The 14,026-nt window shown below is 66.6% G+C and carries 7 protein-coding genes; all 7 read right to left on the reverse strand.

From position 1 onward, the window contains the following. Positions 1-334 precede the first annotated feature (334 nt). The gene (tuf, locus tag OHA10_RS05880) at positions 335-1,528 is read right to left on the reverse strand and encodes an elongation factor Tu (RefSeq protein WP_371405150.1); all 1,194 of its coding nucleotides are present in this window, start codon (positions 1,526-1,528) and stop codon (positions 335-337) included. Positions 1,529-1,602: 74 nt separating this feature from the next. Beyond that, a complete protein-coding gene (gene fusA, locus OHA10_RS05885) occupies positions 1,603-3,663 on the reverse strand; it encodes an elongation factor G (RefSeq protein ID WP_371407901.1) in 2,061 nt (686 codons plus the stop codon). Between the two features lie 121 nt (positions 3,664-3,784). Then, positions 3,785-4,255, reverse strand: a complete 471-nt coding sequence (rpsG, locus tag OHA10_RS05890) for a 30S ribosomal protein S7 (protein WP_131286359.1) — start codon at positions 4,253-4,255, stop codon at positions 3,785-3,787. Then, complete coding sequence (gene rpsL, locus OHA10_RS05895; RefSeq protein ID WP_130384649.1) at positions 4,255-4,629, reverse strand: 30S ribosomal protein S12; 375 nt, start codon at positions 4,627-4,629, stop codon at positions 4,255-4,257. The genes rpsG and rpsL overlap by 1 nt, the downstream gene beginning before the upstream one ends. 327 nt (positions 4,630-4,956) lie before the next feature. After that, complete coding sequence (locus OHA10_RS05900; protein ID WP_371405151.1) at positions 4,957-6,078, reverse strand: nuclear transport factor 2 family protein; 1,122 nt, start codon at positions 6,076-6,078, stop codon at positions 4,957-4,959. 310 nt (positions 6,079-6,388) lie between these two features. Beyond that, on the reverse strand, positions 6,389-10,249 hold the full coding sequence (locus OHA10_RS05905) for a DNA-directed RNA polymerase subunit beta' (protein ID WP_371405152.1): 3,861 nt from the start codon (positions 10,247-10,249) through the stop codon (positions 6,389-6,391). 68 nt (positions 10,250-10,317) lie between these two features. Next, positions 10,318-13,800, reverse strand: coding sequence for a DNA-directed RNA polymerase subunit beta (gene rpoB, locus OHA10_RS05910; protein ID WP_371405153.1), 3,483 nt, complete (start codon positions 13,798-13,800; stop codon positions 10,318-10,320). Positions 13,801-14,026 lie beyond the last annotated feature (226 nt).

Consider the following 14,026-nt stretch of genomic DNA (forward strand, 5'->3'; position numbering starts at 1 on the left):
GTCTTTCGGTGCGTTGCTCCGACCCCCGCGGTCGGGTGTGTCGCGTACGCGGCACGCGCGTGACCCACCGCTTCTTCGACCTGGGATGGTGATCGGGGCTCGGTCTCGGACCGAACCTCGGCATGGTCTCCGGTCCAGCGCACCAGCCAGATCGGAAGATCTGGGGCGCACCCCGGCGGCCTCGCCTGAGCAACCTGAATATTGTGCCAGAGATCGGCGTCGAAACGCCAATCGGGTGGCTCCACGCCTGATCCGGTACCACCTGAGCGCCGGATCAGGCGCAAAGCAGAGGTCCGCGGGGCTCAGACTGCGAGCCCTCGCGGACCTCGTGTGATCACTTGACGATCTTGGTGACCCGGCCGGCGCCGACGGTGCGGCCACCTTCACGGATCGCGAACTTCAGACCCTCCTCCATGGCGATCGGCTGGATCAGCTCGACCGACATGTCGGTGTTGTCGCCCGGCATGACCATCTCGGTGCCCTCGGGCAGCGTGACGACGCCGGTGACGTCCGTGGTCCGGAAGTAGAACTGCGGACGGTAGTTCTGGAAGAACGGCGTGTGCCGGCCGCCCTCCTCCTTCGACAGGATGTAGACCGAAGCGTCGAAGTTGGTGTGCGGGGTCGTGGTGCCCGGCTTGATGACGACCATGCCGCGCTCGACGTCCTCGCGCTTCGTACCACGGAGCAGCAGACCGACGTTCTCACCGGCCTGGCCCTCGTCGAGGAGCTTGCGGAACATCTCGATACCGGTGACCGTGGTGGTCTGCTTCTCCGGACGGATGCCGACGATGTCCACGGTCTCGTTGACCTTGATGACACCGCGCTCGATCCGGCCGGTGATGACCGTGCCGCGACCCGTGATGGTGAAGACGTCCTCCACCGGCATCAGGAACGGCTTGTCGATCTCGCGCTCCGGCTGCGGGATGTAGGAGTCGACCGCGTCCATCAGCTCGATGATCGACTCGCCCCACTTGGCGTCGCCCTGCAGCGCCGGGTGTGCGGCAACCCGCACGATCGGCGCGTTGTCGCCGTCGAACTCCTGCTCCGAGAGCAGCTCGCGAACCTCGAGCTCGACGAGCTCCAGGATCTCCTCGTCGTCGACCATGTCGCACTTGTTCAGCGCGACGACCATCGCCGGCACGCCGACCTGACGGGCGAGCAGCACGTGCTCACGCGTCTGCGGCATCGGGCCGTCGGTGGCGGCGACGACCAGGATCGCACCGTCCATCTGGGCCGCACCGGTGATCATGTTCTTGATGTAGTCCGCGTGACCCGGGCAGTCGACGTGGGCGTAGTGCCGGGCCTCGGTCTGGTACTCGACGTGCGCGATGGAGATGGTGATACCGCGCTGACGCTCTTCGGGCGCCTTGTCGATCTGATCGAAGGCCGACGCCTCGTTGAGGTTCGGGTACTTGTCGTGCAGCACCTTGGTGATCGCCGCGGTAAGCGTGGTCTTACCGTGGTCGATGTGACCGATGGTGCCGATGTTGACGTGCGGCTTAGTCCGCTCGAACTTCGCCTTCGCCACTGGGGCCCTCCTAGATAAATGTTGACTACGCCGTACGCCGACGCGCTTGGGGTGTGGTGGTCAGGAGCGAGAGATTACTCGCCCCGGGCCTTCTTGATGATCTCTTCCGCCACGTTCTTCGGAACCTCGGCGTAGGAATCGAACTGCATCGAGTAGGACGCGCGGCCCTGGGTCTTGGACCGCAGGTCACCGACATACCCGAACATCTCGGACAACGGCACCAGAGCCTTCACGGCCCGGCTGCCACCGGGGCCCTCGTCCATCGACTGGATCTGGCCACGGCGCGAGTTGAGGTCGCCGATCACTTCACCCATGTAGTCCTCGGGGGTGATCACCTCGACCGCGAACATCGGCTCGAGGATGACCGGATTCGCCCGGCGGGCAGCATCCTTGAAGGCCATCGAACCGGCGATCTTGAACGCGAGCTCGGAGGAGTCGACGTCGTGGTAGGCGCCGTCCTGCAGCGTCACCTTGACGTCCACCATCGGGTAGCCGGCCAGTACGCCGAACTCCATCGCCTCCTGGGCGCCCTCGTCCACCGACGGGATGTACTCCCGGGGGATGCGGCCACCGGTGACGGCGTTGACGAACTCGTAGCCACCCTCGCCACCGGCCTCGACCGAAGTCGGCTCGATGTCGATGATCACGCGCGCGAACTGACCCGAACCACCGGTCTGCTTCTTGTGCGTGTAGTCGACCTTCTCGACCTTCTTCTTGATGGTCTCGCGGTAGGCGACCTGCGGCTTGCCGACGTTCGCCTCGACCCGGAACTCGCGCTTCATCCGGTCGACCAGCACCTCGAGGTGCAGCTCGCCCATACCGGCGATGATGGTCTGGCCGGTGTCCTCGTCGGTCCGGACCTGGAAGGTCGGGTCCTCCTCGGCGAGCCGCTGGATCGCGACGCCCAGCTTCTCCTGGTCGGCCTTCGACTTGGGCTCGATGGCGACCGAGATGACCGGGGCCGGGAACTGCATCGACTCCAGGACGACCGGCTTGGCCGGGTCGCACAGGGTCTCACCGGTGGTGGTGTCCTTCAGGCCCATCACCGCGACGATGTGGCCGGCGCCGATCGACGCGATCTCCTCACGCTTGTTCGCGTGCATGCGGTAGATCTTGCCGATCCGCTCCTTGCGGCCCTTCGTCGGGTTCAGCACCTGGGTGCCGGTCTCGAGCTTGCCCGAGTACACCCGGATGAAGGTCAGCTTGCCCAGGTGCGGGTCGGCGGCGATCTTGAACGCCAGCGCGGAGAACGGCTCGCCGTCGTCCGGCTTGCGCAGTACGACCTGCTCCGGGTCCTTGACGTCGTGGCCCTCGATGGCCGGGACGTCGATCGGGCTCGGCAGGTACGCGTTGATCGCGTCGAGCAGCGGCTGGACACCCTTGTTCTTGAACGCGGTGCCGGTCAGCACCGGGGTCAGCTTGCTGGCGAGCGTCGCGCGGCGGATACCCGCGACCAGCTGCTCCTGGGTGGGCTCGTCGCCCTCCAGGTACATCTCCATGATCTCGTCGTCGGCCTCGGCCAGCGTCTCGATCAGCTTGTCGCGCCACTCGGCGGCGATCTCGGTGTGGGTGGCCGGGATCTCCTCGACGGTGTAGTCCTCACCCATCGTGGTCTCGCCGCGCCAGGTCAGCGCACGCATCCCGACCAGGTCCACGACGCCGATGAAGTCGGCCTCGGAACCGATCGGCAGCTGCAGCACCAGCGGCACCGCGGCCAGCCGGTCGACGATCATGTCGACACAGCGCATGAACTCCGCGCCGGTCCGGTCCAGCTTGTTGACGAAGCAGATCCGCGGCACGCCGTACCGGTCCGCCTGGCGCCACACGGTCTCGGACTGCGGCTCGACGCCGGCGACACCGTCGAACACCGCGACAGCGCCGTCGAGGACGCGCAGCGAGCGCTCCACCTCGACGGTGAAGTCGACGTGCCCCGGGGTGTCGATGATGTTGATGGTGTGGTCTTTCCAGGTGCAGGTCGTCGCGGCGGACGTGATCGTGATGCCGCGCTCCTGCTCCTGCTCCATCCAGTCCATCGTGGCGGCGCCGTCGTGGACCTCACCGATCTTGTAGGTGATACCGGTGTAGAAGAGGATCCGCTCGGTCGTCGTCGTCTTGCCGGCGTCGATGTGGGCCATGATCCCGATGTTGCGGACCTTGGCCAGGTCGGTGGTGATTTGTACGGCCACCTCGGTGGTCTACCTCTCGATTCTGTCTTGCGTCAAAGGGGGATCACTGGGGTCCGGATCGGACCCCGGATCACCAGCGGTAGTGGGCGAAAGCCTTGTTGGCTTCGGCCATCTTGTGCGTGTCCTCGCGGCGCTTCACCGACGCACCGAGACCGTTGGACGCGTCCAGGATCTCGTTCATCAGCCGCTCGGACATGGTCTTCTCACGACGGGCCCGCGAGTACGTCGTCAGCCAGCGCAGCGCCAGCGTGGTGGACCGGCCGGGCTTGACCTCGATCGGCACCTGGTAGGTCGCACCACCGACGCGGCGGCTCTTCACCTCGATGCTCGGCTTCACGTTGTCCAGCGCACGCTTCAGCGTGATCACCGGGTCGGTGCCGGTCTTGGTGCGAGTGCCCTCGAGCGCGCTGTAGACGATGCTCTGCGCGATCTGCTTCTTGCCGTCGACCAGGATCTTCGAGATCAACTGGGTGACGAGCGGCGAACTGTAGACCGGGTCGATGATGACCGGGCGCTTCGGGGCCGGGCCCTTGCGCGGCATTAGCTCTTCTCCTTCTTCGCGCCGTAGAGGCTGCGAGCCTGCTTCCGGTTCTTCACACCCTGGGTGTCGAGCGAACCGCGGATGATCTTGTACCGGACACCGGGGAGGTCCTTCACGCGGCCGCCGCGGACGAGCACGATCGAGTGCTCCTGCAGGTTGTGGCCGACGCCAGGAATGTAGGCGGTGACCTCGATACCGCTGGTCAGGCGGACACGCGCAACCTTACGAAGGGCCGAGTTCGGCTTCTTCGGCGTGGTCGTGTAGACGCGCGTGCACACACCACGACGCTGAGGGGAACCCTTCAGGGCCGGCGTCTTGTTCTTGGACACCTTGTCCTGGCGGCCCTTGCGGACCAGCTGGTTAATGGTGGGCACCGCGTGGGTCTCTTTCTGTCGTCCGGCTGGGTTTGTTGCTCTTACCTGACCCCCGCGGTCGGGTGTGTCGCGTGCGCACGGGCGTACCGAGGCCTTAATCTCAAGACTGTCGGCTAGAAGTCCCGTGCCACGCGGCCCGACCCGTTGGACGAGGGGCACGCATGACGGCCCAAGGAAGACCCCGGGCACGATCGTTAAGACTAGCGGGTGCCTCAAGCACGGTCAAAATGAGTAATCAACCGCGGTCGAGGAGCTTCCGCTTCTCTAGTGTACAGGGCCTCCGGGATGAGCCTGGGCAAGCGCTTGCAGAGGCCCTGCTCGCAGCAGTCAGACGCGGAACTCGACGTCGGTGATCAGGCCGTCGACGACGCGGTACAGACCGAGCTGCGGAGTGGTCCCGCCGTCGTCGTACGACACCACGTGCTCGACGACCCACTCCCCCAGCATCAGTCGCTGCACCACTTCGGTCTTGCCCTGGCCGGCGTCGAGGCGCGGCCGGTAGTACTCGCGCAGGAACCGGCGGCCCTTCAGCTCGGTGCCGTCGGCGAGCAGGATCCGCGCCGTCGGCGAGTACATCGCCAGGAAGGCCTCGAGGTCGTGCGCGTCGAAGGCGGCGTGCTCGCGGCTGATCACCCGGGCGGCCGGGGTGTCGGCGGTGACGGCCGCCATCCCGAGGTCGGCCAGTGGAGCCTGCACAGGAGCTGCAGAAGGGGCCGCAGGAGGAGCCGGCGTGGCCTTGGGGGCCGGGGGTGGCGTCTGCCGGGTAGCGGGGCCGGCAGGGGCCTCCTTGACCGCTGTGGCCGGTTTGGCCGGTTTGGCGGCGGACGTCGTCCGCCGGGTCGAGGTCGTCTTCTTGGCGGCCGGGGGTGGGACGAGGAGCTTGCCGTCGTCACCGGGCTCCTCGCCGAGGTGGGCGATGGCCCAGTCCAGGGCCTTGGTGACGGCGGCGCGTGATTCTTCGGTGTGGTCGAGCATGTCGAACCCGTGGTGCCCTTTCGGTACGTCGATGATGTCCAGCGCGGCGCCACCCGCGGAAACGAACTCCGCGACCGGACCGGCGAGCTCCTCACGCTCGAGTCCAGCTCTGGTCAGCAGCACCGGCAGGTCCTTGTGTTTGCCGATCACTTCGGCGGCGGTTACCAAATCGTCGACACCGGGCGGGGTGGCGAGCAGGGGGTAGGTCAGGGCGACGAACCGCAACCAGTCGGGGCGGCTGTCCAGCCACTCCCCGGCCAGCAGGCCGGCGCCGGAGAAGAACCACAGGCCGACCCGATCAGGGTCCACCCGCGGATCCGAACGCAGTACGCCGACCGCGGCCTCCACCTCGTCCGCGGCCGCGACCAGTCGGTCGAGACCGTGGATCAGGCTGTGGTCGACGACCGCTGCCACCAGGCCCCGCCTGGCCGCCGCGGTCGCATAGCCCTTGTAGACCGGCCACTCCCGAGGCATGACCTCGAGACCGGCGGGTCCAGGACCCCCGTGCACAAAGAGAATTGCACCGCCTCGGGCGGTCCCGGGCGGGCGGTACAGGTCGATCTCCCCCAAGCGATCGACACGTACATCGGGACCATCCAGAACCCCCAAGACGAAAGGCCGCAGGTAGGCCGGCAGATCCGTCATGCACCAATCTTGGCCTATCCCGCCCACACTTTCAGCCGCCACCCCGAGTGTCTTCTCCAAGCCTCGTCGTACCGGCGCGTAAATGCCGCGAGGGCGGCACCCCCGGATGGGGATGCCGCCCTCGGCGGGGTGACTCGAATCAGTTCTGGTACGAACCGAGGTCGAAGTCGTCGAGCGGGACCGACTGGCCCGAGGACGGGCCGAAGTCGTAGTCGTACGACTCGTAGCCGACCATCGAGTACATCGCGGCCTTCGCCTCCTCGGTGGGCTCCACCCGGATGTTGCGGTAACGGTCCATGCCCGTACCGGCCGGGATCAGCTTGCCGATGATGACGTTCTCCTTCAGACCGACCAGCGAGTCGGACTTGCCGTGGATCGCGGCCTCGGTGAGGACGCGGGTCGTCTCCTGGAAGGAGGCGGCCGACAGCCACGACTCGGTCGCCAGCGAGGCCTTGGTGATACCCATCAGCACCGGACGACCCGAGGCCGGCGTACCGCCCTCGGCCACGACGCGGCGGTTCTCCGCCTCGAACATGATCCGGTCCGCGAGCTCACCCGGCAGCAGCTGGGCGTCGCCCGACTCGATCACCGTGACGCGGCGCAGCATCTGCCGGACGATGATCTCGATGTGCTTGTCGTGGATGGCCACACCCTGCGACCGGTACACCTCCTGGACCTCGTCCACCAGGTGCTCCTGCGCCTTGCGGACACCCAGGATCCGCAGAACCTCCTGCGGGTCCGGCGTACCCTGCGTCAGCTGCTGACCGACCTCGACGTGCTGACCCTCTTCGATCAGCAGGCGGCCACGCTTCGACACCGGGTAGGCGACCTCCTCGGAACCGTCGTCCGGGGTGAGCACCAGCTTCCGGGTCTTGTCGGTGTCCTCGATCGAGATCCGGCCGGCGGCCTCCGAGATCGGCGCCTTGCCCTTGGGCTGGCGGGCCTCGAACAGCTCGACGACACGCGGCAGACCGTGGGTGATGTCATCGCCCGCGACACCACCGGTGTGGAAGGTACGCATCGTCAGCTGCGTACCCGGCTCACCGATGGACTGGGCCGCGATGATGCCGACCGCCTCGCCGATGTCGACCGGCTTGCCGGTCGCCAGCGAACGGCCGTAGCACTTCGCGCAGGTACCGGTCTTGGCGTCACAGGTGAGCACCGACCGGACCTTGACCTCCTCGATCCCGGCCGCGACCAGCTTCGCGATCGACACGTCGCCCAGGTCGGCGCCGCCGGCGAGCACGACGTTGCCGTCGGCGTCCAGGGCGTCGGTGGCCAGGGTCCGCGCGTACGCGCTGGTCTCCACGTTCTCGGCGTGGACGACCTTGCCGCTCGGGTCCTTCTCGCCGATCTGCTTCGGCAGGCCCCGCTCGGTGCCGCAGTCCTCCTCGCGGATGATCACGTCCTGCGAGACGTCCACCAGACGACGGGTCAGGTAACCCGAGTCGGCGGTCCGCAGCGCGGTGTCGGCCAGACCCTTCCGGGCGCCGTGGGTGGCGATGAAGTACTCGACCACCGACAGGCCCTCGCGGAAGTTGGACTTGATCGGCCGGGCGATGATCTCGCCCTTCGGGTTGGCCACCAGACCACGCATACCGGAGATCTGCCGGATCTGCATCATGTTGCCTCGGGCACCGGAGTGCACCATCATCCAGATCGGGTTGTCCTTGGCGAAGTTCTCCTCCATCGCCTTACCGACCTCGGCGTTGGCGCCGGTCCAGATCTCGATCAGCTCCTGACGCCGCTCGGACGAGGTGATCAGACCCCGCTCGAACTGCTTCTGGACCTTCTCGGCCTGGGCCTCGTACCGAGCCATGATCTCCGGCTTGGACGGCGGCGTGCTGAAGTCGTCGATCGACACGGTCACCCCGGAACGGGTGGACCAGTAGTAACCGAGGTCCTTCAACGCGTCGAGGGCGTGCGCGACCTCGACCTTGGTGTACCGCTCCGCGAGGTCGTTGACGATTCCACCGAGCTGCTTCTTGCCCACCTCGGTGTCGACGAACGGGTAGTCCGCCGGCAGCGCCTCGTTGAACAACGCGCGGCCCAGGGTGGTCTCCAGTCCGAAGCCACCGTCGGCCAGCTCGATCGCGTCGGCCGGAGCCGCGGAACCGTTCAGCCGCAGCGAGATCTTGGCCTGCAGCGACAGCTCGTGGCGGTCGAAGGCCATGATCGCCTCGGCCACCGAGCTGAACGCCCGGCCCTCGCCCTTGGCGCCTTCCTTCAGCATCGTCAGGAAGTAGATGCCGATGATCATGTCCTGCGTCGGCATCGTGACCGGACGGCCGTCGGCCGGCTTGAGGATGTTGTTGGTCGACAGCATCAGGATCCGGGCCTCGGCCTGCGCCTCGGCCGACAGCGGCAGGTGCACCGCCATCTGGTCACCGTCGAAGTCCGCGTTGAACGCGGAGCAGACGAGCGGGTGGATCTGGATCGCCTTGCCCTCGATCAGCTGCGGCTCGAACGCCTGGATACCCAGCCGGTGCAGGGTTGGTGCACGGTTGAGCAGAACCGGGTGCTCGGTGATGACCTCTTCCAGCACGTCCCAGACCTGGGCGCGCTGACGCTCGACCATCCGCTTGGCGGACTTGATGTTCTGCGCGTGGTTGAGGTCGACCAGCCGCTTCATCACGAACGGCTTGAACAGCTCCAGCGCCATCGCCTTCGGCAGACCGCACTGGTGCAGCTTCAGCTGCGGGCCGACCACGATGACCGAGCGGCCCGAGTAGTCGACGCGCTTGCCCAGCAGGTTCTGACGGAAACGACCCTGCTTGCCCTTGAGCATGTCGGACAGCGACTTCAGCGGCCGGTTGCCCGGGCCGGTGACCGGACGACCGCGGCGGCCGTTGTCGAACAGCGCGTCGACGGCCTCCTGCAGCATCCGCTTCTCGTTGTTGACGATGATCTCGGGCGCGCCCAGGTCGAGCAGCCGCTTGAGCCGGTTGTTCCGGTTGATCACCCGGCGGTACAGGTCGTTCAGGTCCGAGGTGGCGAACCGGCCACCGTCGAGCTGAACCATCGGCCGCAGGTCCGGCGGGATCACCGGGACGCAGTCGAGCACCATGCCCATCGGGCTGTTGTTGGTGGCCAGGAACGCGGTGACGACCTTGAGCCGCTTCAGGGCCCGCGTCTTGCGCTGCCCCTTACCGGTCTTGATCGTCTCGCGCAGGTTGTCCGCCTCGGCCTTCAGGTCGAAGGTCTCCAGCCGGCGCTGGATCGCGGCGGCACCCATGGCGCCCTCGAAGTACTTGCCGAACCGCTCCTTCATGGCGCGGTAGAGGATCTCGTCGCCCTCCAGGTCCTGGACCTTGAGGTTCTTGAACCGGGTCCAGACCTCGTCGAGGCGGTCGATCTCGCGCTGCGCACGGTCGCGCAGCTGCTTGACCTCACGCTCGGCGCCTTCCTTCACCTTGCGGCGTACGTCGGCCTTGGCGCCCTCGGCCTCGAGCTGCGCCAGGTCCTCCTCGAGCTTCTTCATCCGCTGCTCGATGTCGTTGTCACGACGGTTCTCGAGCTGCTTACGCTCCACGTCCACCCGGCCCTCGAGCGAGGACAGGTCGCGGTGCCGGGCCTCGTCGTCGACGTCGGTGATCATGTACGCCGCGAAGTAGATGACCTTCTCCAGGTCCTTCGGGGCGAGGTCGAGCAGGTAGCCGAGCCGCGACGGGACACCCTTGAAGTACCAGATGTGGGTGACCGGCGCGGCCAGCTCGATGTGGCCCATCCGCTCACGGCGCACCTTGGAGCGGGTGACCTCGACGCCACACCGCTCGCAGATGATGCCCTTGAAGCGAACGCGCTTGTACTTGCCGCAGTAGCACTCCCAGTCCCGGGTGGGACCGAAGATCTTCTCGCAGAAGAGGCCGTCACGCTCGGGCTTGAGCGTCCGGTAGTTGATCGTCTCCGGCTTCTTGACCTCGCCGTGCGACCACTGGCGGATCTCATCCGCGGTCGCCAGGCCGATCCGAAGCTCGTCGAAGAAGTTCACGTCGAGCACGATGTGTTATCTCCCGTTGCTAAAAGTGGTCTGAGTGAGTTGGTTGTTGATCTCAAGCGGCAACCCGCTCAGACCTCCTCGACACTGTTCGGCTCGCGCCGGGACAGGTCGATGCCCAGTTCCTCCGCCGCCCGGAAGACGTCCTCCTCGCTGTCGCGCATCTCGACCCGGCTTCCGTCGGACGAGAGCACCTCGACATTGAGGCAGAGGGACTGCATTTCCTTGACCAGAACCTTGAACGACTCCGGGATACCCGGCTCCGGGATGTTCTCGCCCTTGACGATCGCTTCGTACACCTTGACCCGGCCGACGACATCGTCGGACTTGATCGTCAGCAGTTCCTGCAGCGCGAAGGCGGCACCGTAGGCCTCGAGGGCCCACACCTCCATCTCGCCGAACCGCTGGCCACCGAACTGGGCCTTACCACCCAGCGGCTGCTGCGTGATCATCGAGTACGGACCGGTCGAACGCGCGTGGATCTTGTCGTCGACCAGGTGGTGCAGCTTCAGCATGTACATGTAGCCGACACCGATCGGGTCCGGGAACGGCTCACCCGAACGGCCGTCGAACAGCCGGGCCTTGCCCTGACCGTTGACCATCCGGACACCGTCCCGGTTCGGCAGCGTCGAGGAGAGCAGGCCGGTGACCTCTTCCTCGGTGGCGCCGTCGAAGACCGGGGTGGCGACGTTCGTCATCGGCTCGGCCGCACCGGCGCCGATCTTGATCAGCCGCTGCGCCCACTCCTCCTCGTTCTCCGGGTCGACCTCCCAGCCACGGCTGGCGATCCACCCGAGGTGGGTCTCCAGCACCTGGCCGACGTTCATCCGGCCGGGCACGCCCAGCGGGTTGAGGATCACGTCGACGTGGGTGCCGTCCTCGAGGAACGGCATGTCCTCGACCGGAAGGATCTTGGAGATGACGCCCTTGTTGCCGTGCCGGCCGGCCAGCTTGTCGCCGACCGAGATCTTCCGCTTCTGGGCCACGTACACGCGGACCAGCTGGTTGACGCCCGGCGGCAGCTCGTCGCCGTTGTCGCGGTCGAAGACCCGGACACCGATGACGGTGCCCTCCTCGCCGTGCGGCACCTTCAGCGACGTGTCGCGGACCTCGCGCGCCTTCTCACCGAAGATCGCGCGGAGCAGCCGCTCCTCCGGGGTCAGCTCGGTCTCGCCCTTCGGCGTGACCTTGCCGACCAGGATGTCACCGGTGGTGACCTCGGCGCCGATCCGGATGATGCCGCGCTCGTCCAGGTCGGACAGCATCTCGTCGGAGACGTTCGGGATGTCCCGGGTGATCTCCTCCGGACCCAGCTTGGTGTCGCGAGCGTCGACCTCGTGCTCCTCGATGTGGATCGAGGTCAGCAGGTCCTGCTGGACGACGCGCTGGCTGAGGATGATCGCGTCCTCGTAGTTGTAACCCTCCCAGGTCATGAACGCGACCAGCATGTTCCGGCCGAGGGCCATCTCGCCCTCGTCGGTGCACGGACCGTCGGCCAGCGGCGTACCGATCTCGACCCGCTGACCGGCGTCGACCAGCGGACGCTGGTTGATGCAGGTGCCCTGGTTCGAGCGGCGGAACTTCGCCATCCGGTAGGTCTGGTACGTGCCGTCGTCGGCGGCGATCTCGATCAGATCGGCCGAGACCTCCTTGACCACACCGGCCTTGTCGGAGACGACCACGTCGCCGGCGTCGACCGCACCGCGGAACTCCATCCCGGTGCCGACCAGCGGCGCGTCCGAGGTGATCAGCGGCACCGCCTGGCGCTGCATGTTCGAGCCCATCAGCGCGCGGTTGGCGTCGTCGTGCTCGAGGAACGGGATCAGCGCGGTCGCGACCGACACCATCTGGCGCGGCGAGACGTCCATGTAGTCGACGTCGTCGACCGGAACGAGCTCGACCTCACCGTGACGGCGACGGACCAGCACGCGCTCCTCGGCGAACCGGTTGTCGTCGGTCAGCGCGGCGTTGGCCTGCGCGATGACGAAACGGTCCTCCTCGTCGGCGGTCAGGTAGTCGACCTGGTCGGTGACCTGGCCCTCGACGACCTTGCGGTACGGCGTCTCGACGAAGCCGAACGCGTTCACCCGGCCGTACGACGCGAGCGAGCCGATCAGGCCGATGTTCGGGCCTTCCGGGGTCTCGATCGGGCACATCCGGCCGTAGTGGGACGGGTGCACGTCGCGGACCTCGAAGCCGGCCCGCTCACGGCTCAGACCACCCGGGCCGAGCGCGTTCAGCCGGCGCTTGTGGGTCAGACCCGCGACCGGGTTCGTCTGGTCCATGAACTGGGACAGCTGGGAGGTGCCGAAGAACTCCTTCAGCGCCGCCACCACCGGACGGATGTTGATCAGGGTCTGCGGCGTGATCGCCTCGACGTCCTGGGTCGTCATCCGCTCCCGGACCACCCGCTCCATCCGGGCCAGGCCGGTGCGGAGCTGGTTCTGGATCAGCTCGCCGACCGTACGCAGACGGCGGTTGCCGAAGTGGTCGATGTCGTCTTCCTCGACGACGATCTCGCCCTTCGGTGCCGGCAGCTCGGTCTTGCCTTCGTGCAGCGCGACCAGGTACTTGATCGTGGCGACGATGTCGTCGACGGTCAGCACCGCCATGTCGTGCGCCTCGTCACGGCCGAGCTTCTTGTTGATCTTGTAGCGACCGACCTTGGCCAGGTCGTAGCGCTTGCCGTTGAAGTAGTAGTTCTCCAGCAGCGCCTGCGCGGCCTCGCGGGTCGGCGGCTCACCCGGACGCAGCTTGCGGTAGATGTCCAGCAGCGCGTCGTCCTGCCCGGAGGTGTGGTCCTTCTCCAGGGTCAGCCGGATCGACTCGTACTCGCCGAACTCTTCCAGGATCTGTGCGTCGGTCCAGCCGAGCGCCTTGAGCAGGACGGTGACGTTCTGCTTGCGCTTGCGGTCGAGACGGACGCCGACCATGTCGCGCTTGTCCACCTCGAACTCCAGCCACGCGCCGCGCGACGGGATGATCTTGGCGGTGAAGATGTCCTTGTCGGACGTCTTGTCCGGGGTGCGCTCGAAGTACACACCGGGCGAGCGGACGAGCTGGGACACGACGACCCGCTCGGTGCCGTTGATGACGAAGGTGCCCTTGCGCGTCATCAGCGGGAAGTCGCCCATGAAGACGGTCTGGCTCTTGATCTCACCGGTTTCGTTGTTCATGAACTCGGCGGTGACGAACAGCGGCGCGGAATAGGTGACATCCCGCTCCTTGCACTCGTCCACCGTGTTCTTCGGAGGCTCGAAGCGGTGGTCGCGGAACGACAGCGACATGGTGCCGCTGAAGTCCTCGATCGGGGAGATCTCCTCGAAAATCTCTTCCAGGCCGCTGGGGCCGGACAGGTCCGACCGCCCCTCGGCCTCGGCGGCGGCCACACGGGCCTGCCACGTTTCGTTACCGACCAGCCAGTCGAAACTATCCACCTGAAGCGCAAGCAGATCCGGAACCTGAAGCGGCTCGGAGATCTTTGCGAAGGAGATGCGGCGGGGGCCGGTGACGTTGGAAATGCTGTCGGACTGGGGGTTGCGCGAGGCGACCAAGGGGCGTCCTTCCACGGGCTCGCAAAATCACATCGGTGCTGGGAGCGCACGCCAAGCCGCCCCAGTCAAGTCAAGACCCGAGCCGAGGCGAGGAAAAAGGCAGCGCAAAGCAATAGGCTACATGATCCAGGCAAGCCTGTCCAATGGGGTCCAATAGTTTGCCGTTGGACCACCCTCTCCGTCAAGGACCGACCCGGGGTCTCCAGCGGGTAGATCACCCACGAGC

This window comes from Kribbella sp. NBC_00662 (assembly GCF_041430295.1).
Classification (GTDB): domain Bacteria; phylum Actinomycetota; class Actinomycetes; order Propionibacteriales; family Kribbellaceae; genus Kribbella.

Excerpts from the sequence above, each read along its gene's own strand:
- fusA (WP_371407901.1), bottom strand. The coding sequence starts at position 3,663 with ATGGCCCACATCGACGCCGGCAAGACGACGACGACCGAGCGGATCCTC.
- rpsG (WP_131286359.1), bottom strand. The coding sequence starts at position 4,255 with ATGCCGCGCAAGGGCCCGGCCCCGAAGCGCCCGGTCATCATCGACCCG.
- OHA10_RS05900 (WP_371405151.1), bottom strand. The coding sequence starts at position 6,078 with ATGCCTCGGGAGTGGCCGGTCTACAAGGGCTATGCGACCGCGGCGGCC.